The organism is Mediterraneibacter sp. 210702-DFI.3.120 (genome assembly GCF_020561005.1).
GTDB lineage: Bacteria > Bacillota > Clostridia > Lachnospirales > Lachnospiraceae > Mediterraneibacter > Mediterraneibacter faecis.
Genome location: NZ_JAJCNG010000004.1, coordinates 1 through 23,118 on the forward strand (window position 1 = coordinate 1; position 23,118 = coordinate 23,118).

The 23,118-nt window shown below is 46.2% G+C and carries 25 protein-coding genes and 1 pseudogene; 25 read left to right on the forward strand and 1 reads right to left on the reverse strand.

All coding sequences use genetic code 11. From position 1 onward, the window contains the following. The first annotated feature begins 33 nt into the window (after nucleotides 1-33). The 7 genes and pseudogenes from LI162_RS03465 (at nucleotide 34) to LI162_RS15675 (ending at nucleotide 3,936) form a co-directional block, all read left to right on the forward strand. Complete coding sequence (locus tag LI162_RS03465) at nucleotides 34-192, forward strand: transposon-encoded TnpW family protein (protein WP_006428300.1); 159 nt, start codon at nucleotides 34-36, stop codon at nucleotides 190-192. Nucleotides 193-233: 41 nt separating this feature from the next. Then, nucleotides 234-1,043, forward strand: a pseudogene (locus LI162_RS03470) (VirD4-like conjugal transfer protein, CD1115 family); the annotation flags it as partial. 124 nt (nucleotides 1,044-1,167) lie between these two features. Continuing rightward, the gene (locus LI162_RS03475; protein WP_118440657.1) at nucleotides 1,168-1,326 is read left to right on the forward strand and encodes a Maff2 family mobile element protein; all 159 of its coding nucleotides are present in this window, start codon (nucleotides 1,168-1,170) and stop codon (nucleotides 1,324-1,326) included. Between the two features lie 155 nt (nucleotides 1,327-1,481). Next, nucleotides 1,482-1,754 carry a helix-turn-helix domain-containing protein gene (locus LI162_RS03480; protein ID WP_009274451.1) on the forward strand — a complete coding sequence of 91 codons (273 nt, stop codon included), beginning with the start codon at nucleotides 1,482-1,484 and terminating at the stop codon, nucleotides 1,752-1,754. After that, nucleotides 1,714-2,091 carry a TnpV protein gene (locus LI162_RS03485; RefSeq protein WP_009274452.1) on the forward strand — a complete coding sequence of 126 codons (378 nt, stop codon included), beginning with the start codon at nucleotides 1,714-1,716 and terminating at the stop codon, nucleotides 2,089-2,091. The genes LI162_RS03480 and LI162_RS03485 overlap by 41 nt, the downstream gene beginning before the upstream one ends. A gap of 116 nt (nucleotides 2,092-2,207) precedes the next feature. Next, nucleotides 2,208-2,642 carry a MarR family winged helix-turn-helix transcriptional regulator gene (locus LI162_RS03490; RefSeq protein WP_227083177.1) on the forward strand — a complete coding sequence of 145 codons (435 nt, stop codon included), beginning with the start codon at nucleotides 2,208-2,210 and terminating at the stop codon, nucleotides 2,640-2,642. Then, nucleotides 2,635-3,936, forward strand: a complete 1,302-nt coding sequence (locus LI162_RS15675; protein WP_003020289.1) for an MATE family efflux transporter — start codon at nucleotides 2,635-2,637, stop codon at nucleotides 3,934-3,936. Before LI162_RS03490 ends, LI162_RS15675 begins: the two co-directional genes overlap by 8 nt. A 93-nt stretch (nucleotides 3,937-4,029) precedes the next feature. Here the strand turns inward: LI162_RS15675 and LI162_RS03500 are convergent, their stop codons facing one another. Further along, nucleotides 4,030-4,836 carry a helix-turn-helix domain-containing protein gene (locus LI162_RS03500; RefSeq protein WP_012816207.1) on the reverse strand — a complete coding sequence of 269 codons (807 nt, stop codon included), beginning with the start codon at nucleotides 4,834-4,836 and terminating at the stop codon, nucleotides 4,030-4,032. Nucleotides 4,837-5,319: 483 nt separating this feature from the next. On the opposite strand from LI162_RS03500, the gene LI162_RS03505 reads away from it, so the two are divergent. From LI162_RS03505 to LI162_RS03590, 18 genes are all read left to right on the forward strand, one after another. Continuing rightward, nucleotides 5,320-5,508: a hypothetical protein gene (locus LI162_RS03505; RefSeq protein WP_055058411.1), complete on the forward strand. Its 189-nt coding sequence runs from the start codon at nucleotides 5,320-5,322 to the stop codon at nucleotides 5,506-5,508. Next, a complete protein-coding gene (locus LI162_RS03510; RefSeq protein WP_003020305.1) occupies nucleotides 5,505-5,846 on the forward strand; it encodes a DeoR family transcriptional regulator in 342 nt (113 codons plus the stop codon). Before LI162_RS03505 ends, LI162_RS03510 begins: the two co-directional genes overlap by 4 nt. After that, nucleotides 5,839-6,135 carry a DUF3847 domain-containing protein gene (locus LI162_RS03515; RefSeq protein WP_012816208.1) on the forward strand — a complete coding sequence of 99 codons (297 nt, stop codon included), beginning with the start codon at nucleotides 5,839-5,841 and terminating at the stop codon, nucleotides 6,133-6,135. Before LI162_RS03510 ends, LI162_RS03515 begins: the two co-directional genes overlap by 8 nt. A gap of 299 nt (nucleotides 6,136-6,434) precedes the next feature. Next, complete coding sequence (locus LI162_RS03520) at nucleotides 6,435-6,578, forward strand: hypothetical protein (RefSeq protein WP_009274458.1); 144 nt, start codon at nucleotides 6,435-6,437, stop codon at nucleotides 6,576-6,578. 187 nt (nucleotides 6,579-6,765) lie between these two features. Further along, nucleotides 6,766-8,346, forward strand: a complete 1,581-nt coding sequence (mobQ, locus tag LI162_RS03525) for a MobQ family relaxase (RefSeq protein WP_102287526.1) — start codon at nucleotides 6,766-6,768, stop codon at nucleotides 8,344-8,346. A gap of 65 nt (nucleotides 8,347-8,411) precedes the next feature. After that, a complete protein-coding gene (locus LI162_RS03530) occupies nucleotides 8,412-9,056 on the forward strand; it encodes a CHC2 zinc finger domain-containing protein (RefSeq protein WP_042520382.1) in 645 nt (214 codons plus the stop codon). Then, nucleotides 9,025-10,362 carry a virulence-associated E family protein gene (locus tag LI162_RS03535; RefSeq protein WP_042520381.1) on the forward strand — a complete coding sequence of 446 codons (1,338 nt, stop codon included), beginning with the start codon at nucleotides 9,025-9,027 and terminating at the stop codon, nucleotides 10,360-10,362. The genes LI162_RS03530 and LI162_RS03535 overlap by 32 nt, the downstream gene beginning before the upstream one ends. A 241-nt stretch (nucleotides 10,363-10,603) precedes the next feature. Further along, nucleotides 10,604-10,801 carry a hypothetical protein gene (locus tag LI162_RS03540; RefSeq protein WP_227083179.1) on the forward strand — a complete coding sequence of 66 codons (198 nt, stop codon included), beginning with the start codon at nucleotides 10,604-10,606 and terminating at the stop codon, nucleotides 10,799-10,801. Beyond that, complete coding sequence (locus tag LI162_RS03545) at nucleotides 10,802-12,472, forward strand: recombinase family protein (RefSeq protein WP_004612760.1); 1,671 nt, start codon at nucleotides 10,802-10,804, stop codon at nucleotides 12,470-12,472. Between the two features lie 123 nt (nucleotides 12,473-12,595). Next, complete coding sequence (locus LI162_RS16050) at nucleotides 12,596-12,646, forward strand: hypothetical protein (RefSeq protein WP_235853306.1); 51 nt, start codon at nucleotides 12,596-12,598, stop codon at nucleotides 12,644-12,646. A gap of 12 nt (nucleotides 12,647-12,658) precedes the next feature. Beyond that, nucleotides 12,659-13,528 carry a VirB6/TrbL-like conjugal transfer protein, CD1112 family gene (locus LI162_RS03555; protein WP_015524554.1) on the forward strand — a complete coding sequence of 290 codons (870 nt, stop codon included), beginning with the start codon at nucleotides 12,659-12,661 and terminating at the stop codon, nucleotides 13,526-13,528. A gap of 23 nt (nucleotides 13,529-13,551) precedes the next feature. Further along, the gene (locus tag LI162_RS03560; RefSeq protein ID WP_005344185.1) at nucleotides 13,552-14,016 is read left to right on the forward strand and encodes a PrgI family protein; all 465 of its coding nucleotides are present in this window, start codon (nucleotides 13,552-13,554) and stop codon (nucleotides 14,014-14,016) included. Next, nucleotides 13,898-16,354 (forward strand): VirB4-like conjugal transfer ATPase, CD1110 family, encoded by a 2,457-nt coding sequence (locus LI162_RS03565; RefSeq protein WP_225084009.1) that lies wholly within the window; start codon nucleotides 13,898-13,900, stop codon nucleotides 16,352-16,354. The genes LI162_RS03560 and LI162_RS03565 overlap by 119 nt, the downstream gene beginning before the upstream one ends. A 16-nt stretch (nucleotides 16,355-16,370) precedes the next feature. Beyond that, on the forward strand, nucleotides 16,371-16,481 hold the full coding sequence (locus LI162_RS03570; RefSeq protein WP_008688066.1) for a hypothetical protein: 111 nt from the start codon (nucleotides 16,371-16,373) through the stop codon (nucleotides 16,479-16,481). Nucleotides 16,482-16,499: 18 nt separating this feature from the next. Further along, nucleotides 16,500-19,301 carry a CD1108 family mobile element protein gene (locus LI162_RS15875; RefSeq protein WP_227155798.1) on the forward strand — a complete coding sequence of 934 codons (2,802 nt, stop codon included), beginning with the start codon at nucleotides 16,500-16,502 and terminating at the stop codon, nucleotides 19,299-19,301. Nucleotides 19,302-19,343: 42 nt separating this feature from the next. Then, complete coding sequence (locus tag LI162_RS03580; protein ID WP_227155754.1) at nucleotides 19,344-19,604, forward strand: DUF4315 family protein; 261 nt, start codon at nucleotides 19,344-19,346, stop codon at nucleotides 19,602-19,604. Further along, on the forward strand, nucleotides 19,601-21,031 hold the full coding sequence (locus LI162_RS03585) for a CD1107 family mobile element protein (protein WP_331470788.1): 1,431 nt from the start codon (nucleotides 19,601-19,603) through the stop codon (nucleotides 21,029-21,031). Before LI162_RS03580 ends, LI162_RS03585 begins: the two co-directional genes overlap by 4 nt. Next, the gene (locus LI162_RS03590; RefSeq protein ID WP_227155756.1) at nucleotides 21,032-23,104 is read left to right on the forward strand and encodes a DNA topoisomerase 3; all 2,073 of its coding nucleotides are present in this window, start codon (nucleotides 21,032-21,034) and stop codon (nucleotides 23,102-23,104) included. Nucleotides 23,105-23,118: the final 14 nt, after the last annotated feature.

The following is a 23,118-nucleotide window of genomic DNA, read 5'->3' on the forward strand; positions in this document are numbered from 1 at the left end:
ACCGGGCATTTTTCATTTACAGGAGGATTTTGAATGAACAATACCGCAACCAACACCGCCACTTGCCCGACTGTCAGAAAGCAGATCGGCAAGACAACCTATATCGTCCGTGTGCATTTCAGCCAGACCGCAAAAGAGACAATGGAGGACAAAATCAAGCGTCTGCTCCGTGAGGAAGTCCGCAAAATGTGACTTCTTTTTGGATTTGATGAAAAAGTCCTTGACTTTTCGTCTCTGGCAAAACTGCCAAAAGTATTCTTATTTCCTGTGGTGCGAGGCTGGCACCATTTGATATAGCAGAACTTCGTGATATCATGTCTTATGATGAAATGGAACTGGATAAGATCGGGGACAGGAAGACAGCCTTGTTTTTGATTATGTCCGATACAGATACAACCTTTAATTTTGTGATTGCCATGTTACAGTCACAGCTTTTCAATCTGCTTTGCGACAAGGCAGATGATGAGTATGGTGGAAGACTGCCAGTTCATGTGCGTGTCATCGCTGATGAGTTTGCCAACATCGGGCAGATTCCACAGTTTGACAAGCTAATTGCAACCATCCGAAGCAGGGAAATCTCTGCTTCTATTATTTTGCAGTCACAGAGTCAGCTAAAGGCAATGTATAAGGATAGTGCAGATACTATTCTAGGTAACTGTGATACCACACTATTTCTTGGAGGAAAAGAGAAAACTACCTTAAAGGAAATGAGCGAGCTTCTGGGTAAGGAAACCATTGACCTGTATAACACTTCGGAGACGAGGAGTAATCAGAAGTCTTTTGGATTGAATTATCAGAAAACTGGCAAACAGCTGATGACGGAAGATGAGATTGCAGTCATGGATGGAGGAAAATGTATCCTGCAGATTCGTGGTGCCAGACCATTCTTTTCGGACAAATATGATATCACGAAACACAAAAACTATCGGCTTCTTGCAGATGAAAACGAGAAGAACCGGTACAAAGTTGAGAAAGAGTTAAATCCGCAGTATACACCGAAATCTGAAGAAGAGGTGGAAGTAATTCATGTAGAACTGTCGTAGTAACCTTGGGAATGAACAGAAAATAATGAGGAAAGGAATAACTGACACTAGGTGCACCGGCTTTTTAGTCGGTGTTTTTTCATTCCCGTAAACACCTGAAAAAAGTCAGTTTTGGTGAATGTATATGGCATTTTTTAGCAGTGCAATTACAACTTTAAAAACTCTTGTAGTCGCAATCGGCGCAGGTCTTGGTGTGTGGGGTGTCGTAAACCTTCTGGAAGGATATGGAAATGACAATCCCGGTGCTAAGAGCCAGGGCATCAAACAGTTTATGGCTAATTAAAGGGAACAAAAAGAAAGGAAAAGCACAATCCAGACGGTATCAGCGGCAGGCTACAAGAATAAATTGTGATTTCACAAGATTGGTGCTATAATAAGAGAAAAGTTCCTGCCGGGGCAGCCGCCCCGGTGGTATGGATAGAAAGGCAGGAAAGCAATATGCACATCAGCTATAAACCACTCTGGCATACACTGTTAGAGCGTGATATGAGAAAAGAAGATTTAAGGCTTGCCGCCGGTATGACAACGAATATGATTGCCAACATGAGCAAAGAGGGAAAGCACATCAGCATGGACACATTAGCCCGTATCTGCGAAACGCTGAATTGTGAGATTACCGATGTGATTGAGTTAGTATCAGACGAGCCTGCTTCCACAGGAGGTAAGGAGCATGAGCGAATTGAAACCAAGAATAACGGAAAACGGAATTGATTATATCCTTGTCGGAGATTACTATATCCCAGATTTGAAGCTGCCGGAGGAACATCGCCCTATCGGAAAGTACGGACGGATGCACCGGGAGTATTTAAGAGAAGTCCACCCAGCCAAATTGAACACCTTGACCTTGACAGGGGAGTTATGGACATACCTTGCAGACCTGAACGAACAGGCACAGGAACGGTTAGACACCATCATGGAGCAGATGAAAGATGCCGAGGGCGTGACCGAGGAATTGAAACGAACCCAACAAATGGAATGGGTGCGGCGTTGCAATAACATTCACAACCGGGCAGAAGAAATTATTTTGCAAGAGATGATTTATTCATAACGGTATGGTAGAATGATTATGACAAATAAGAATTTTTTGCTCCATACGCCCTTGACAATAGTCCTTACAATATACTATAATAGTATTTGTAAATACTATTTGTAAGAGGAGGACTTATGGAAAACAATCATTTTAACGTTGCGTGGGAGAAAAGCACTGCGCTATATACAAAAGCAGCTTCAGTACTTGGCATCGGATACCCGGAAATGATGGTGCTGTATGCGCTGGAATCCATGGGAGAACTGACGCAAAAGCAGATCGCAGAGAATTTCGGTATGCAAAAACAGACGGTTCATACGGTCGTGAGCGCACTTCAAAAGAAGGGCTATTTACTGTTGGAGGCCAGCGAGGGCGATAAACGTGAGAAGCGGATCGTCTTGACTGAAAGCGGACAGGTATACGCCCACAGAATGATTGCGCCTTTACGAAAAGCCGAGGAGAAGGTTTATAGAACAATCGGGAACGAACGGCTCCAAGCCATGTGTGAAATTCTTGACCTTTTCAATCTTCTCTTTGAAAGAGAGCTGAGAGGAGGGCTGGGCAGTGAATAACAAGCGGACTTTCTTTCAGTATGTGATTCCGTCCGTGTTATCCTTTGCGCTTTCCGGGGTGTATGCCATCGTTGACGGTTTCTTTGTAGGCAACTCAATCGGGGATGCCGGACTTTCCGCAATCAACATTGCATATCCCATCACGGCGGTCCTGCAATCCGTAGGGACAGGAATCGGAATGGGCGGTTCAGTCAAATACTCCATTCTGAAAGCAGCAGGAAATGAGAAAAAAGCACGGGAGTTCGTTGCCGGTGCAACATGGCTGATGCTTCTTTTCAGCGCTGTCCTGACTGTCACCGTTTTCTTCACTTCAGAGAAAATCCTTTCTGCCCTTGGTGCATCGGGCGAGTTGCTTACTCTGGGAAATGAGTATATCAAGGTAATTGCCCTTGGAGCGATTTTACAGGTGTTCGGCACCGGACTGGTTCCGTTTATGCGTAATTACGGCGGTTCTTTGTGGGCAATGATCGCTATGATCTGCGGCTTTGCTACCAATGTTGCTCTTGACTATACTTTTGTGTGGGTTCTTGGACGGGGCATGTACGGTGCGGCATTGGCGACCATTATTGGGCAGGGAGTTACCATGGCGGTTGCACTCGTGTATTGCGCCATCAAAAAGAACCTCACTCTGAAAATCGCACCTGTTGATACCCCGAAAACGGCATTTCAGATATTAAAAATCGGACTTGCTCCATTTGGCTTGACCCTTGCCCCAAATATCTCTCTTGTGATCATCAACCGATTTTCGGTTTATTATGGCGGACAGGAGGCTATCGCCACCTATGCCTGTATCTCCTATATCATCTGCATTGTTTATCTTCTTTTGCAGGGTGTCGGTGATGGTAGCCAGCCGCTCATGAGTCAGTTCTACGGAGCAGGCGAAGAAAAATCGCTCAAACAAACCAAAACGCTGGCGTATGAATTTTCCATGGTTTTGGCGGTAATCAGTGCGATTCTGATTTACCTGCTCCGTGGAAAGATTGGACTACTGTTCGGTTCATCTGCCGAGGTAAACGCAGGGGTCATAAAGGTCATGCCGATCTTCCTTGTGTCGGTTCCGTTTGACGCCATCACACGAGTTTCCGCGGCGGCTTTCTACGCAACCGAAAAAAGTGTGCTGTCCTATGTTCTGACCTTTATCGAACCCATCATCATGCTGGTGTTGATGCTGATGCTGCCGCCGGTGTTTGGCGGTCAAATCACGATTTGGTGGAGCGCCGTATTTGCAAAGGTCATTACCGCATCAGTAAGCATTGTGCTGTCCGTTAGATACAGCGCACAAAGAAATCGATAACTTCCAGTTTATCGTTCTGATTTTCAACTGAATAACCACAGTAAAAACCGCTGCTACATGGAAGCTAACAAACCATGCAACAGCGGTTTTTCTTTACCGTTTTTTCCTTTGGCTGATAGGCGTTCCCATTTTCTTTGATTTTTTGAGAATCCGAATGAGCCAGCGGAATTCTTCTTCCGACAGATTTTTATAGTTGATACCGAGTTGCTTGCAATAAAGGATGACCAGCTTTTCATCCCGACTGCCCTTGAAATTTTCGACCGCTTCCAGATTTTCTTTCAGTTCATCGGCAACGGTGGTCTGGGGCGCACTCTCACTGTCCTTTTTGTGAGTTTCCCGAATATCCCGGATAATGAGATTGAGGTCATCCAGAACCATGTGGCTGAAATATTCATCATCGCTGATATGGGCGGCTTGCAGCACTTTCAAATGCGGGTCATCTTCGCCGGGGCGATACCGTTCAATGATTTCATGCCGGACGGTATCGACAAGTGCATTGAGATTTTGAATCTGCATGGTGGCAATCCCGTCCACATAAATCTCAATGTCTGCAAGAAACTTGATAAAATCTTTATGTGTGGCAAGCTCACAGAGCAGACGGTTGTTAATCCGACCGCTTTTCAGGAGAGCAACCATCTCATCATTCAAATGCAGCTCCGTCAATGACGTGTTGATCTGCTCCCTGTTCTCTGTCCGGCACAGTAGATAATCAACGGAAACCCCATAGAAGTCTGCCAGCGTGATAAGGTTGCCATGATTGATTTCCTTAAAATCCTCTTTTTCATAACTTCCGAGAGCAGATTTGGAAATACCCGTCAGCTTTGATAGTTCTTCCAGATTTAAGCCTTTGTCCTTGCGGAGTTCCCAAAGGCGTTCCTGTATGCTTGTTGCTCCTTTCATGGGCGCACACTCCTTTCCGGCGGTTTCATTGCTGCCGCTTAACTGGATTATATCACACTTTCCGCAATCGTGGAAATTTCTGATTTTTACTCCTAATTCCTACTTTGTGGACATACGGCACAGGGCACAAAAATGTTCTATGATACAGGTAGTTCATCGATGGATTATTCCAATCGAATGACCAGCCTGTGTGGGATATGCTTCCCCGGCGATGTAGTGCCATGACTTTTGGCAGGGATGTGGAGGAACCCTGACCGAAACGAGCGTACCAAAGGGAGCGATACGCCGCTGTGAGATTCAGGGGAGGAACGACACCGGGGAGAACTGGCGAACTGACACCGAAATGATACCGAAACACGACAATCTGATAGGGGGATAGCCTACCCTATCGCTGATACTTCGGGAGATTTTAGGCGGCTCTATGGCTGTAATTTTGCCGAAAATCGCCCCGAAACCATACACTAAAACGGGAGGAAACACAATATGCCGAGAATGAGTAAAAAGAGGAAATATGAGCTTTCCTTTTACCTCAATGACCGGGGGCGTGTCACTTACAACGAATTATGCCGGAAATGCCAGCATGGGTGCAGGCAGAGCTTCCGGGCGGTTGTGATTGACTGCCCCCGTTATTTATCCAAACGAGCAAAGAAAAAGGAGGCACACACCGAATGAATTTTGAATTTATGACGATAGACACACCCTTGCCGCCCTGTATGCCCTTTCCCAGAGCGTTGACAGGATTTCCAGTCAGCAGCACCGCAAAGGTCATGTACTGCCGGATGCTGGACGCTATGCTGTCCAAAGGGCAGGAGGACGAGAACGGAATCCTGTTTGTCTGCTTCCCTGTCACAGCCATTGCCGCAGTCCTGTCCCGCAGTCCCATGACGGTCAAGCGTTCTCTGAATGAACTGGAAACCGCCGGACTTATCATGCGGGTGCGTCAGGGCGTTGGAGAACCAAACAGGATTTATGTGCTGATACCGGGAAAGGAGGACGCTGCCCTTGCCTGATACCTCAAAGCTGGAAAAGCTCAACAGGGAGCTGGAGAAAAGCGAAAAGAAGCTGCGGAAAGCCATTAATGATGAAAAGGTATTGCAGCACCAGTTGAAGCAGCTTACCCGAAAGGAACGGACGCACCGGCTCTGTACCCGTGGCGGTATGCTGGAAAGTTTTCTGCAAGAGCCGGAACGCCTGACAGATGATGATGTCATGCTGTTATTGAAACTCATTTTTCACAGGCAGGACACGCAGGAACTATTGAAAAAACTGCTGGAACGGAAGAAGCCGGAAACCCCTTAGTTTACTAAGGGCGCAATTATACACCACCCAGAGGTTGGTGCATTGCGTTCTCCGAAGGCTCCTCGCCGGAGGGCTGTAATTTTCCGCAGTCATGGTCTGCTCCAAATCATACAGGGGACGCTACGCTTCCCCTGCGCTGGCTGCCGCCAGCTACCCTTTTGTGTACTTGCCATCTGGGGACACCTTGCGTTGCAAGCTGTTCCCAGCCGACAAGTTTCATAAAATATGCTATCTTTTCGATAGCCAATGAAGTATAATGAAGATGACAACAAATCGGCATTTGTAAAGGAGGATTTACAATGAAGAAAATTGGATTAGGTATTGCGATACTACTCTTTGCCATTATAATTTCTCTTTGCTCATCAGGAATGGGGCTGCTCGTTATCGGAATTGGGATTGTAGGATTGATTTTTTCAATCATAGGATTTATAGAACGCAAGTAAAATAACTTCCAGTTTGTCAGCTTCACATCGGGTCAACTTGCCCCGAACTTTTACAATTAAATACCCGCCGCCCACATAGCGGCACACCGAGCAGGAAATCTGAAAAAGGTCTCCTGCTTTTTTTCTGCCCAAAATGAGGTGGTAAAACGCCACCCCGTCCACCAATTAGCGAAAGGAGGGACACGAAATGCCCTGTCCACACAACGAAATCACGATTGTTCAGCGCAGCCAGCGGCAGTCTGCGGTTGCCGCCGCTGCTTACCAGAGTGGCGAAAAGCTGTTCTGTGAATACGACCAGCAAGTGAAGCACTACCCGGAAAAGCGTGGTATCGTCCACAATGAGATTCTGCTCCCAGCAAATGCCCCGCCGGAGTATGCAGACCGTAATACCTTATGGAACGCCGCCGAAGCTGTGGAAAAACAATGGAACTCCCAGCTTGCAAGGAGGTGGGTGCTTACCATCCCAAGAGAGATACCACCCGACCAGTATGCTGTCCTTGTCCGGGAGTTTTGTGAGCAGCAGTTTGTTTCCAAAGGCATGATTGCTGATTTTGCAATCCATGACCCCCATCCGCCGGGACACAATCCCCACGCCCATGTCATGCTCACTATGAGGGCAATGGACGAACATGGAAAATGGCTTCCCAAGAGCCGCAAGGTTTATGACCTTGACGAAAACGGGGAACGGATAAAACTTCCGTCCGGCAGATGGAAAAGCCACAAGGAGGATACGGTGGATTGGAACGACCAGAAGTATTGCGAAATCTGGCGGCATGAATGGGAGGTCATCCAGAACCGCTATCTGGAAGCCAATGACCGCCCAGAGCGTGTGGACTTGCGTTCCTATGCCAGACAGGGGCTTGATATAGTCCCCACTGTCCATGAGGGGACTGCTGTCCGGCAGATGGAAAAGCGGGGTATCCAGACGAACATCGGCAACCTGAACCGGGACATCAGAGCCGCCAACCGCCTGATGAAGTCTATCCGGCAGCTCATTCAAAACCTCAAAGGCTGGATTACCGAGCTGGGAGAAAAACGAAAAGAACTGCTTGCACAAAAGGCGGCGGAGGAAGCGACACTTCTTCCCAATCTGCTGATGAAGTATATGGAGATACGAAAGGAAGAACGGAAGGACTGGACAAGGGCTGGACAGAACCGGGGGACTTCACAGGACTTAAAGGCAGTCAGCGAAGCCCTGTCCTATCTCCGGCAAAAGGGGCTTTCCACTGTGGAGGACTTAGAAGTATTTCTGGAATCTTCCGGGAAATCAGCCGCCGATTACCGCAATCAGATGAAGCCAAAGGAAACCCGCAGCAAAGTGATTGACGGGATTCTTGCCAGCCGGACAGACTGCCAGGAATGTAAGCCTGTCTATGAGAAATACCAGAAGATATTTTTCAAAAAAACAAAGGAGAAATTCAAACAGGAACACCCGGAGGTTGCCCGGTATGAGAAAGCCGCCGCCTACCTTGCCAAGCACCCGGACGATAAGGACAGCACCCAAAAGGAGCTGCAAGAGGAGCAGGAAACGCTTCTGGAAGAAATTGCAGCTCTGAAAACACCGCTGACCGAGGTACAGGAGGATTTGAAGAAGCTGCGGGACATCCGCTACTGGGTACGGAAAGCCACACCCGGCACAGAGGAAAGCAAAGAGCCGCCCAAGAAGCAGCCCATCAAGGAAGTCTTGCAGGATAAGACAGACGAGAAAAAAGCACAAAGAACTGCCCCGGAGCAGACAAAACACAAACAACAGGATATGGAACTTTAACAGGCACTTGCCATTTTCAATCAGAGAATGTCAGGTGCTTTTCTTTTTTTCAAGGAGGGATAGATTTGAATGTATTTGAAGCTGTGAAGCAGTCCGTCACAACAAGACAGGCTGCGGAGCATTATGGAATCCGTGTAGGCCGGAACGGGATGGCTTGTTGCCCGTTCCATCACGATAAAACCCCAAGCATGAAGCTGGATCGGCGTTACCACTGCTTCGGCTGCGGTGCGGATGGGGATGTGATTGATTTTGCCGCCGCCCTGTATGGGCTGGGAAAGAAAGAAGCCGCCGTACAGCTGGCACAGGACTTCGGGCTTTCCTATGAGGACTGGAAACCGCCGGGGAAGGTAAAAAAGCCCAAGCCCCGGCAGAAATCCCCGGAGGAACAGTTTCAGGAAGCAAAAAACCGCTGCTTCCGTATTCTTGCCGATTATCTTCACTTGCTTCGGGCATGGAGAAAGGATTATGCCCCGCACTCCCCGGAGGAAGCCTTTCATCCACGGTTTGTGGAAGCCTTACAGAAGCAAGACCAAGTGGAATATCTGCTGGATGTGCTGCTCTTTGGGGAGACAGAGGAAAAAGCAGCTTTGATTACGGACTACGGAAAGGATGTGATACAGCTTGAAAAGCGAATGGCAGAGCTTGCCGCCGCAAACGCAGCAAGAACTAAAAAACACCATGAACGCCATGCAGCCGCCCCAGAGCATTGAGGAAATCAAGGCGGGGCTGGGAACTACCGAGAAAGGCGGTGTCCGTCAGAGCATACGGAACTGCCTGACCGTATTCCAGCGTGACCCGCTGCTTTCCGGGGCTATCGCATACAACATCCTGACCGACCGCAAGGACATCATAAAGCCCATCGGCTTCCACAGGGAAAGCACCGCCCTGAACGATACGGACATGAAGTATCTGCTTCTCTATCTGGAAGAAACCTACGGGCTTACCAATGAGAAGAAGATTGATAACGCCATCGGGATTGTGGCGAATGAAAACAAGTACCATCCCATCCGGGACTATCTCAATACCCTTGTGTGGGACGGGACAGAACGAATCCGTTTCTGCCTGCGGCACTTTCTGGGGGCTGACGCAGACGATTACACCTATGAAGCGTTGAAGCTGTTCCTGCTGGGCGCAATCTCACGAGCCTTTCAGCCGGGATGCAAATTTGAAATCATGCTCTGTCTGGTAGGCGGTCAGGGGGCTGGCAAGTCCACCTTCTTCCGTCTGCTGGCAGTCCGGGACGAGTGGTTCTCCGATGATTTGCGGAAGTTGGACGATGACAATGTGTACCGCAAGCTGCAAGGTCACTGGATTATCGAAATGTCGGAAATGATGGCAACCGCCAACGCCAAGAGCATTGAGGAAATCAAGTCATTTTTAAGCCGACAGAAAGAGGTTTACAAGATACCCTATGAAACCCACCCAGCAGACCGCCCCCGTCAGTGCGTGTTTGGCGGCACTTCCAATGCCCTTGACTTCCTGCCCCTTGACCGTTCCGGCAACCGCCGCTTTATCCCCGTCATGGTGTACCCGGAGCAAGCCGAGGTTCACATTTTGGAGGACGAAGCCGCTTCCAGAGCCTATATCGAGCAGATGTGGGCAGAAGCGATGGAAATTTACAGAAGCGGCAGGTTCAAGCTGGCTTTCAGCCCTGCCATGCAGCGGTATCTCAAAGAACACCAGCGGGATTTTATGCCGGAGGACACCAAAGCCGGGATGATACAGGCGTATCTTGATAAGTACACCGGGAGCATGGTCTGTTCCAAGCAGCTCTACAAGGAAGCCTTAAACCATGCCTTTGACGAGCCGAAGCAATGGGAAATCCGGGAAATCAACGAGATTATGAATCAGTGTATTTCCGGCTGGCGGTACTTCCCGAACCCAAGAATGTTTTCCGAATATGGCAGACAAAAGGGCTGGGAGCGTGAAAACCCGGCAACGGACTTATGCAACCCGTCTGAAAAAACGAGGGATGGTTTTGTGGAGGTCTCAGAACAGATGGAGCTTCCATTCTGAAAATGACAGCCCGTTGCACCCCCTGTTGCTATCCCGTTGCCGAGCCGGTTGCCGGGGAAAATCCCTTATTTCTGGGCTTTTCTCCCCTATGACAACCAAAACAACAGAAAAATAAAAGAAAAGTATAAATAGTAACCATCGCCAGATTGAGATTGTTTGCAAGGTCTTTTGAAGCCCGTTGCCGGACTTCGTTGCCGACACCCTCTGTCTGGCTATTTTCATGTATGGAGGATAACTGCCTATGGCAAAAAACAAAACAGAGATTCATGTTACAACGGTGTTTGACGGGGAGCTGGACGCAACCGATGTGTTCGTCAGCCTGATTTCCCAGAAATACGGTAAGACAAATATGAAAGAATATCTTGCTAAAAAGAGAGATATGAAGTATAATGAAGATGAGGTTCAAAAGAGCCAGATACCGTCTGGATTGTGTGGGTAAATGGCTATGATGAACGAAATGGAATACAGAACAATCGGTTCGGCACTTGCCGGGGGTTATCGTGCAGCGGTCTATTGCAGACTGTCAAAGGACGATGACCTGCAAGGCGAAAGTGCCAGTATCGCAAACCAGCGTGATATGCTGGAAAAATACTGCGAAAAGCAGGGATGGGAGGTTGTGGCAGTCTATCAGGACGATGGCTTCACAGGTCTTAATATGGAGCGTCCTGATTTACAGAGAATGTTGAGAGCCATTGAGCGCAGGCAAATCAACCTTGTCATCACGAAAGACCTCAGCCGACTGGGGCGTAACTATCTGCAAACCGGGCATTTGATTGAGGACTTTTTCCCAAGAAATGGTGTCCGCTATATCGCCATGAATGACGGTATCGACACCCTGCGGGATAACAACGATATTGCCCCGTTCAAGAATATCCTGAACGAGATGTACAGCAAGGATATTTCCAAGAAAGTCCATTCCTCTTATCTTCTGAAAGCGCAGAAAGGACAGTTTACCGGGTGTCTTGCCCCGTTTGGGTATCGGAAAGACCCGGAGGACAAAAACCATCTGCTCATTGACGAGGAAACCGCCCCGATTGTGCGGCTGATTTTCGGATATGCCCTAAACGGTCATGGTCCGAACTATATCCGCAGACGGCTGGAGGAAGAAAAAATCCCCTGCCCCACATGGTGGAACCGGGAACGGGGGCTTCGCAATACCCGAACCAAATGGGAAAAGAAAGACCCGGAAAACGGACGGTATATGTGGGACTTCTCCGTTATCAAAGACCTTTTGATGAATCCCGTTTACACCGGGGCGATTGCTTCCCAGAAAAAAGACTACCGTTTCAAAATCGGCACGATTGGGGAAAAGAAGCCGGAGGACTGGATTGTAGTGGAGGGACAGCATGAACCGCTGATTGACCGCATGAGCTTTGACATTGTGCAGAACAAGCTGAAATCCCGCCAGCGTCCGGGGCAGACCAATGAAATCAGCCTGTTTGCCGGACTGATAAAATGCGGCGAGTGTGGGAAGTCGCTGACGATACGCTATACAAACGCAAAACATCCCCAGCAGATTTATTCCTGCAAGACCTACAATGCCTTTGGAAAGAACCACTGCACCCAGCACCGGATTGACTATGACACCCTTTACAGCCATGTGCTGCGAAAAATCCGGGAATGTGCCAGAGCTGCCCTGATGGACGGGAAAGCGGTTGCCGACCGCCTGACTAATACCTGTGAAGCCGAGCAGCGGGAACAGCGGGAAGCAATGGAACGCTCCCTTACAAGGGACGAGGAACGGATTGAGGTTCTGGATAAAATGGTCATGCGGCTTTATGAGGATATGATTGCAGGGCGTATCAGTGAGCAGAATTTCAACACCATGCTGGAAAAGACACAGACCGAGCAGACGGAGCTTAAAGCAAAAGTGTCCGAGGGCAGGAAGCGGCTGTCCGATGAAGCCCAGCTTGCCAATGACGCAAAACAATGGGTGGAAGCCATTCAGGAATATGCCAACATCACAGAGCTGGACGCAGCCACCCTTAACCGCTTAATCAAAGAAATCGTCGTGCATGAGCGCATTGACGAAGATAAAACAAGACACATTTCTATCGAAATTCATTTTAATCTCAAACCCATCCCAGAGGTGGAACAGGTCACTGCCTGACCTGTCCTACCGGGACGATTCTCTTAAAAACACCATATAGATTTTTTGTACGCCGCCGCCCGCCATCGAGCAGAGTTTTACACCTAATTGGGGATAAAACAGCTGATGGCTGGTGCCGGAATCATGCTGCTGGGAACTACCCTGATTCCACAGCTGGCAACATTGTTCTCTTAAGAGGAGTGGTAGATGAACACCATCATTGAGAGAATTACGGAAGCGATAAAGGATATCCTGATCGGGCTTATTAAGTCAAGTTTGGATAACATGTTCACGTCTGTCAATGAGCAGGTGGGAACCATAGCCGGGCAGGTGGGACAGACACCGCAGGGATGGAATGCAGGGATTTTTAATCTGATTCAGAATATATCCCAAACGGTGATTGTCCCCATTGCGGGACTGATCATCACCTTTGTCCTGTGCTATGAATTGATCACGATGGTAACACAAAAAAACAATTTCCATGAATTTGAGACTTATAACATTTTCCTCTGGATCTTCAAAGCGTATGTAGCCATTTATCTGGTGACAAATACGTTCAATATCACGATGGCGGTCTTTGATGTTGGCCAGCATGTGGTCAACAATGCCGCCGGGGTGATATCAGGAAACACTGCGGTGGATGCAACAGAAGCAATTTCACGGATTGTGGATGCCCTGGAGGATATGGAGTTAGGGGATTTGTTCCTGCTATCCATGGAAACGATGTTGATCAGTGTTACCATGCACATTCTGTCAATTATCATTACGGTAATCTTGTACGGAAGAATGATAGAAATTTACCTTTATACTTCCATAGCACCAATTCCGTTTGCCACCATGACCAATAAGGAATGGGGCAATATCGGAAACAATTATTTAAAAGGCTTGTTCGCACTGGCATTTCAGGGATTCTTCATGATGGTCTGTGTGGGAATTTATGCAGTTTTAGTAAATGCAATGACCATATCCAGTGACCTTCATGCAGCAATGTTTTCAGTAGCGGCTTATACCGTGATTCTTGCTTTTTCATTATTCAAGACCGGAAGCCTTAGCAAATCGATATTTAATGCCCACTAACGGGCAGGAAAGGAGCGCATACCATGGCGTATGTACCAGTACCAAAAGACCTTACCAAGGTCAAAACAAAAGTAGCGTTAAATCTGACAAAGCGGCAGCTGATTTTCTTTTCACTTGCCGCAGTTGTGGGAATTCCGTTTTATCTGGTCATGAGAAAACCAATCGGTTCCAGTATCGCAGCCATCCTGATGGTAACGATCATGCTTCCGTTTTTCTTCATGGCAATGTATGAAAAAGACGGTCTTCCCTTTGAAAAAGTGGTGGCAAATATCATTCGACAGAAGTTTATCTGTCCGGCAGTAAGACCATATAAGACAGAAAATTTTTATCAGGAGATTTCCACCCTTGTGAAAAAGGAGGGTGTGCCGGATGGCAAAAAAGACAAAGCAGGAGGCTCAGCAGGAGCGTCTGTCCCTGGCGGAAAAAAGAAACCGTCAGGAAAGAAGAAACAAAAAAAGCAGAAAAGAAAGAGAACAGGAAAAGCGTAGAAAGAAGCAGGAACGGGATCGGAGGAAACAGAAAAACATTCCTACAACTGCACAGCAGAGTATTCCGTATATTCGAATGCTGCAGGATGGTATCTGCCAGGTGACAAAGACCTTTTTCTCCAAGACGATTCAGTTTTATGACATCAACTATCAGCTTGCTTTAAATGAGGATAAGACCACGATATTTGAAAATTACTGTGATTTCTTAAATTACTTTGATTCTTCCATCGGCGTGCAGCTGTCCTTTATCAATCAGCAGGTGGATGTGGCAGAATTTGAAAAAAGTATTGATATTCCGGATCAGAACGATGACTTCAATGCCATTCGTGAAGAGTATCGTACTATGCTGAAAAATCAGCTTTCCAAAGGAAATAATGGTCTGGTAAAGACAAAGTATATCACTTTTGGAATCGAAGCAGAAAGCCTGAAGGTGGCAAGGCCAAGGCTTGAAAGAATCGAAACAGATATTTTAAATAACTTTAAGGTTTTGGGAGCACAGGCGCATTCCCTGAATGGTCTAGAAAGGCTGGAGATTATGTATCATGTGTTCAACCAGGATCGGATTGAACCATTTAAGTTCCAGTATAAGATGCTTCCAGAAACAGGATTAAAGACCAAAGATTTTATTGCACCGACTTCCTTTAACTTTTCCAAGAATCAGACATTTTTGATGGGAAGAACGATGGGAAGTGTGAGTTATCTGCAGATTCTGGCACCAGAGCTTACAGACCGGATGCTTGCAGACTTCCTGGATGTGGATGACAGCATCAATGTCAACATTCATATCCAGTCCATTGACCAGAGTTCTGCGATCAAGATGATCAAGAGTAAGATTTCAGATCTGGATAAGATGAAGATTGAAGAGCAGAAGCGGGCAGTACGTTCCGGTTATGATATGGATGTGCTTCCGTCGGACCTTGTGACTTATGGAGAAGAGGCGAAGAACCTGTTGGAAGATCTGCAGTCCAGAAATGAGAGGATGTTCCTTGTAACGGTTCTGGTAATGAATACCGCAAAGAAGCGTCAAAAACTGGATAATAATATTTTCCAGGTGCAGGGAATTGCACAGAAATATAACTGTTCTTTAAAACAGTTGGATTATCAGCAGGAAGCAGCACTCATGTCTTGTATTCCGCTTGGAGTTAATCGAATTGAAATTCAGAGAGGGCTTACCACATCATCAACTGCAATCTTTGTGCCATTTACGACGCAGGAACTGTTTCAGGAAGGGGAAGCTCTTTATTACGGGTTGAATGCGTTATCCAATAACATGATTATGGTTGATCGGAAACGTTTGAAGAACCCGAATGGACTGATTCTTGGTACACCAGGTTCCGGTAAGTCCTTCTCAGCAAAGAGAGAGATTACAAACTGCTTTCTGATTACGGAGGACGATATCATTGTCTGTGATCCAGAAGCCGAATATTCGGCACTTGTGCAGGCACTGCATGGGCAGGTAGTTCGGGTTTCGCCAGTATCTGACCAGTATATCAATCCGATGGATCTGAACCTGAACTATTCTGAGGAAGATAATCCGCTGTCATTGAAAGCAGATTTTATTCTGTCTTTGTGTGAACTGATTGTTGGAGGAAAGAATGGATTGGAGCCGGTAGAAAAGACCATTATTGACCGTTGTGTGCGGTTAGTATATCAGGAATACCTTGCCGATCCAGTACCTGAGAAGATGCCAATCCTGGAGGATTTATATAATCTTCTGAGAAAACAGGAAGAGCCGGAAGCACAGCGACTGGCCACATCATTGGAGATTTATGTTACAGGTTCTTTGAATGTGTTTAATCATCAGACAAATGTGGATATCAATAACCGCATTGTATGCTTTGACATCAAGGAACTTGGTAAGCAGCTGAAAAAAATCGGGATGCTTGTAATCCAGGATCAGGTCTGGAACAGGGTAACGATGAACCGTTCTGCCCATAAGTCCACCAGATATTATGTGGATGAGTTCCACCTTCTTTTGAAGGAAGAGCAGACCGCAGCTTATAGTGTGGAGATATGGAAGAGATTCCGTAAATGGGGTGGTATTCCAACTGGCATCACCCAGAATATTAAGGATTTGCTGTCTTCCAGGGAAATTGAGAACATTTTTGAAAACTCAGACTTCATTTATATGCTCAATCAGGCTTCTGGAGACAGGCAGATTCTGGCAAAACAGCTGAATATCTCACCAACCCAGCTGTCCTATGTAACCAACAGTAATGAGGGGGAAGGACTTTTGTTCTATGGAAATGTCATTATCCCATTTGTAGACAGATTCCCGAAGAATTCCCTCTATAAAATCATGACAACCCGCTTAGAGGAGACTTCCGAAGCAGGTTAAATCAAAGGAGAAAACAATGTTACGAGCAATTTCATATGTATTAACTTTTAGTGGCGGTGCTGTTTTCGGCATCGCTTTTCTCTGCTTATTACAGGCAGGGAAAGGGTATCCGAAGAAGGAGGAGTAAGTAGTGGCAGAACAGAGAATGAAAGTCAGGGACAAGAAAGTCCAGAAGATGACCAAGGATGGGCTGGTGGAAGAAAACCTGACAGATAAATCTTCTGTTCGTGTCAGTAACCGTGTCGGTGATGTGCAGATGGGAAGAAAACAGGGGGAAAAAGAAGAAAACCTTGTGGATAAGACTCCCCGCCAGTCTGAACGGAGTGGGAAAAATATTCGACCCTCTGTGCAAAAATCCAGAGATGCACCGGAACTGATACGGACAGAGAAGCAAAGTGAGGATTTGGGACAGAGTAGTAAACAGCAAAATCGGAAAAGAATCCGTGCTGAAGTCGGAAAAGAATCCAGACTTGCAGAAAAATCCGAAGCCGGACAGTCAGGGAGACTGAAAGAAAAACGTGCTGATCTATCAGAAAACAGAGGAGACAGCCGGAGAAATCAGACAGGTGGCAGCAAAAAGCCAAAACAAAAACAACGTTTGAAGTTTGCTTATGAGGAAACTGGTGCTTCTGTGAAAAATGACAAAGATATGGAGAAATTGAACCAGATGGATACGGATGGAGTCAATTTCCGCCATCAAAAACAGAAGGAAAAAGCCAAAAAGTTTTCTTATGAGGAAGCAAAAAAGAAAAAGGAAGCTAAGCAGCATTCCAAGAAGGCACAGGTCTATCGGCCAAATGAAGGGGAGGCTCCTGGAAAGAAGAAATCCCGCTTGAAGTTTGGCGAAGGGGAATCTGTGAAAACAGAAAAAATTTCTGCTGTTAAGAAAGCAGGAAGTGCAACTTCCATAGCATTGCACCGTGAGATCAGCAAAAATGAAGACGATAATGCGGCGGTAGAAGGTGCCCATAAGTTAGAAGAAAGTGGCGAAGGTGTTTACCGGCTGGAACAGAGAAGTGCCAGACGCAGGAAACAGAGGGCATCCAGAAAAAGAAGCAGACTTGAAAGACAGGCAGAGAAACAGACACAGGCTGCAGCCCGTCAGGAGCAGAAGAAACTGAAAAAACAGATTCAGAAGCAACAGATCAAACGGGATTATGCCAAAGCGAAGAGAAGTGAACAGACAGTAGGAACAGCTGCAAAAGGTACGATTGATTATATCAAGAAGATTGGCGGCAAAGTCACCAACTTCTTTAAAGAAAACCGGAAGGTGTATATCAGTGTAGCAGTTCTGATCGGATTGATGTTTCTGATCATAACGAATGTCACGTCTTGCTCTGCAGTGTTTTTACAAAATGTGATCACTTATACCGGAACCAGTTATCTGTCATCGGATCAGGCAATCCGGGAAGCGGAACTGTATTACACACAGCTGGAAGCTAATCTGCAGGAGCGGATCAACAACATGGAATCGGAAGAACCGGGGCATGATGAGTACCGTTATGATATTGGTCCGATAGAGCATGATCCGTTTATCCTAATCAGTTACCTGTCTGCAAAATATGAGGAGTTTACGTTTGAGCAGGTGAAGCCGGAACTGGATGCGTTGTTTGCAGAGCAATACCATCTGACTACTGAAGCAGTGAATGAGACTGTGACAGAGACTGCGACAGTAAGGGTTGGAGAATCTTTGGGACAGGTTGTGACCAGTGGCTATTGCAACTGCCCAATCTGTTGTGGTATTTGGAGCGGAGGACCGACTGCCAGTGGAGCATATCCAACTGCCAATCATACCTTAGCGGTAGATGCTTCCAATCCGTTTGTACCAATGGGAACAAAGGTAGTTATGAATGGTGTCGAATATACCGTAGAAGATACCGGAGCTTTCGCAAGATATGGTGTACAGTTTGATGTCTATTATGACAGTCATGCGGCAGCATCTGCACATGGACATCAGATATGGGAATGTTATCTGGCAGATGATAATGGAAGCAATGAAGTGGAAGTGACCAGGACAAGAGATGTAGATGTGTTGAATGTCACCTTAAATAGTGGAAACCTGATGTCAATCTGTCAGGACAGGCTGGGATTTTTCCAGAAAGAACTGTTCAGTGCCTACAACGATACAAAAGGCAACTTGCAGATGTTTGCAACACCGGTTGATTTTAACTGGTATTCCAGTGTGACCAGCTATTATGGATACAGGATTCATCCAATATCAGGAGCAAATCAGCTTCATAATGGTATGGATATCGGAGCACCGGAAGGGACAAAAGTAATGGCAGGGCTGACCGGAACGGTTACAACTTCTGCTTATAACGACAGCTATGGCAATTATGTTGTGATCAAGGACAGTAAAGGCTATGAACTGCGGTATGCACATTTAAGCAGCCGGAGTGTATCTGCAGGAGCAACCGTCACGAAAGGTGATGAGATAGGTCTTGTAGGAAATACCGGAAATTCTACAGGAAGCCATCTTCATATTGAACTTCTGAAAAATGGAGAGCGGTTAAACCCGATCTTTTATCTGGAAACAGGAGAAGGGGCAGGCTTTGGCGGCAATGAATATACCAGTGAAGCAGCACAGCGTTTGTTAAATGAAGCAGCGAGATATCTCGGAACACCGTATGTGTGGGGTGGATATTCCCCAAGTGGATTCGATTGTTCCGGATTTGTAAGCTACTGTCTGACAAACTCTGGTGTAAGGAATACAGGAAGACTAACAGCACAGGGACTGTACAACATTTGTACACCAGTATCCCAGTCGGAGGCACAGCCGGGAGATTTGATCTTCTTTACTGGAACTTACGACGCAGGGGAGCCGGTAACGCATATCGGAATCTATGTAGGCAATGGTCAGATGATCCATTGTGGACATCCGGTGCAGTATACGTCCATCAATTCCCCATACTGGCAGAGCCATTTCTATGGATTTGGACGATGGTAAGAAAAAAGGGCGGCTGCATCAGCCGTCCGGAAAGGAGAAGCGATGAAAAGTCTTGAAAAAGCAACGGCAGATTATGAGAAAGCCAAAGAGAAAATGGAAGCCTCCAAAGCCAGATATGAAGCAGATTTAAAGCGGTTCAAGGCTGCGGAGATTGCAAAAACAGAAGCGGAAAATCTGGAAATTGTAAAAATTATCCGTGCAATGGATATGAGCATTCCAGAGCTGGAAGCTTTCAAAAAGAGAATGAAAAATGAACTGCCCGGCAGGGTAGAAATACAGAAGGAGGAAACAAAAAGCCGATGATGAATCTGGAAAAAATGAAACAGAAGAAGAGAACAATTACTAAAAGCAGGGTAAAAAAGAGCTTGCTTGCAGCAACGACATTTCTTTGCCTGACAACACCTTTGCTCCAGACACAGACTGCTTATGCAGCTGAGAATACCACACCTGCAATTACGATCGAGAAACCGGATGGCTGGAAACAGGGAGAAACAACCATTGCTGTTACGGTAGATGCCAGCCATATGCCGGAAGGTTTCTCAATAGCAAAAATTGAAGCAAAAGCAGGAAAAGATGGGAGCTGGCAGGATGTAACCGGAAGCGGAAGTATCACGATCACTGGAAACCAGACAGTGTATGTGCGTGTGACAGATGGTGAGGGGAAGGTCTATGAGCAGAATCGCTCTATTAAGTGTTATGACACAGAAAAGCCTACGCTTTCTGCATCTCTGACAGATGGTGTACTGACGATTCAGGGAAATGATACCGTTTCCGGCATTACTTCTGTGACAGTTAATGGCACCACTTATACAGATCTGAAGGATGGAATGCTGAGAGTGCAACTGACACAGAAAGATTTTACAACAAAACAGATTGAAATCACGGTAACGGATGGTGCCGGAAATACTTCTGAAAAGTATGTGTTGCAGAATCCTTATTATGAATGGGCAAAGAAGCAGGCAGAGAAACAGAAAACTTCCAGTGACAGTAATGGTGCGATGGCAACCACGACCAGTGCAGATGCAACTGGGACTGAGAAAACAACGACTTCACCACTTCCGCAGGATGCACAGGCTTCTGAGCCAACAGATGCAAAAGGAACTGTGGATGATCGGACAGTGACAGGTATTGAGGAACAGCTTAATAAAGAAGGCGAGACAGCAGATTCTGTTACCAAAACAGCTACGGAAGGCACAAAAGAGTTTTATACCATTTCAACTAAGAGTGGCAAGATTTTCTATCTGATTATTGACAATTCAAAATCTCAGGATAATGTGTATTTTCTTACCGAAGTTAGTGAAAAAGATCTGATGAACTTCACACTTTCTGATTCGGTGACACTTCCGGAAGTAGATACGGTTTATGCAGAACCAGAGAAAAAAGCAGAGGAAGAAAAGCCGGAAACGACAGAGTCAGCCGAGAAAGATAAGGTAGAGGATGATATTCAGATGCCTGAAGATAAAAGTCCATTTGGAACGTATCTTTTGATTGCACTGGTTGCAGTCGGAGCTGCGGCAGGAGGATATTACTTCAAAGTCTATAAACCAAAGCATGAATATGATGACGAGGATGAGATGGAAGAGGATGAAGATGAATCCGAAGATTCAGAGTCTGAAAAGCGGGAAGTAGACGATGCAGATGAGCAGGAAGAAAGTACAGAACCGGAAATCCTGAGAGATGAAGATTTTGACGATAATGTGCTGGAAGATGAAGAAGAGGAGCAGGAGTAAATGAAATTAGTGATTGCAGAAAAGCCATCGGTTGCGATGGCACTGGCTTCCGTTCTTGGAGCCAGAACAAGAAAAGATGGCTACGTGGAGGGAAACGGTTATATCGTTTCCTGGTGCGTAGGACATCTGGTGGGATTATGCGATGCATCGGAATACGATGAAAAATATAAAAAATGGAGATATGAGGATCTGCCGATTGTGCCGGAATGTTGGAAACACAAGATTTTGGAGGGCACAAAGAAGCAGTTCGGAATCTTAAAGAAACTGATGAGAGATTCCAAAGTAGATGAGGTGATCTGTGCTACTGATGCAGGACGTGAAGGTGAGTTAATCTTTCGTTTGGTGTATGAGCAGGCAGGATGCAAAAAGCCGATGAAGCGGCTCTGGATCTCATCTATGGAAGAACAGGCAATTAAAGATGGATTTGCGTCATTAAAAGACGGTTCGTGTTATGACAGTCTCTATCAGTCAGCACTTTGCAGGGCAAAGGCAGACTGGTTGGTGGGAATCAATGCGAGTCGTCTTTTTTCCGTTCTGTATAACCAGAATCTGAAAGTTGGAAGAGTGCAGACACCAACACTTGCTATGATCGTTGATCGAAATCAGAAGATCAAGGAATTTACCAAAGAGAAATATTATATGGCTCATATCAAGTTTGACGATATGGATGCGGTTACAGAGCATTTTCAGAAAAAAGAAGATGCAGATAGAGTGGCTGCGGACTGTATGGAGCGTATGTGCGAAGTAGAGAAGGATGATGTGAAAGAGAAAACGGTCCGCCCTCCGAAGCTCTATGATCTGACCACTCTGCAGAGGGAAGCTAACAGAATGTTTGGTTATACCGCACAGCAGACATTGGATGCCGTGCAGGAGATGTATGAGCAGAAGCTTGTCACTTATCCGAGAACTGATAGCCAGTATTTGACAGATGAGATGGGAGAAAGCACTGAAACACTGATTCAGATGCTACTTGGGAAAATGCCTTATGCCGAAGGTCTGGAATATCAGTCAGACGTGAGTAAGGTATTAAATTCAAAGAAAGTATCTGATCACCATGCGATTATCCCAACCATGGAAGTAGCCAAAGCAGATATTGGTGAACTGAAAGAACGAAACCGCAAGATTTTGTATCTGATCAGTGCCAGGGTTCTGACAGCAACTGCAGATCCTTATATTTATGAAAGCCATAAATGCCAGATTACCTGTAATTATCATACGTTTTATCTCACGGCAAAGAAAACAAAGCAGGAAGGATTCAAGGCAATCGAAAATAAATTGAAACAGTTCTTTGGCGTAAAGATTGAGAAAGAAGAGCCGGAGCTGGATATCTGGGTTGGCAAGCATTACGGTCCTTGTGATTCTTTTGTATCGGAGCATTTTACACAGCCACCGAAACAGTACACAGAAGATACCCTGCTTTCTGCTATGGAACGTGCAGGAAATGAAGAACTGACCGAAGATACAGAGAAGAAAGGACTTGGTACTCCGGCAACAAGGGCAGCAATCATTGAAAAACTGATTCAGTCTGGCTTTGTGAAAAGAGAAAAGAAAAATCTGGTACCGACAGATGATGGCAATGTACTGATTACGGTTCTGCCGGATGAGATTAAATCTCCGAAGATGACAGCAGAGTGGGAAATGGCATTGAATCACATTGCCCAGAATACAGAGACAGCAGATGAATTCCTAAATGGGATTACAGAGCTGATGCAGGAACTGGTTGCCAGGTATCAGGGGATTTCAGAAGAGAAGAAAAATCAGTTTCAGGGAAAGGCAAAAGGAGAAGTCATTGGCAAATGTCCCCGCTGTGGAGCAGATGTCAGGGAAGGAAAAGTAAATTTTTACTGTTCTGACCGGAACTGTGCTTTTACCTTATGGAAAAATGATAAATTTCTTGCAAGTCAGGGAAAAAAGATGGATAAGGTGGCAGCAAAGAAGTTCCTGTCTAAAGGAAAAATCCATTATAAGGATCTGGTATCCAGAAAAACAGGGAGACAGTATGAAGCAACTGTGGAAATGGTTGATCCCGGCGAGGGAAATGTGCAGTTCAATCTGAGTTTTCCGCAACGATAAGTAGTGTATTGCAG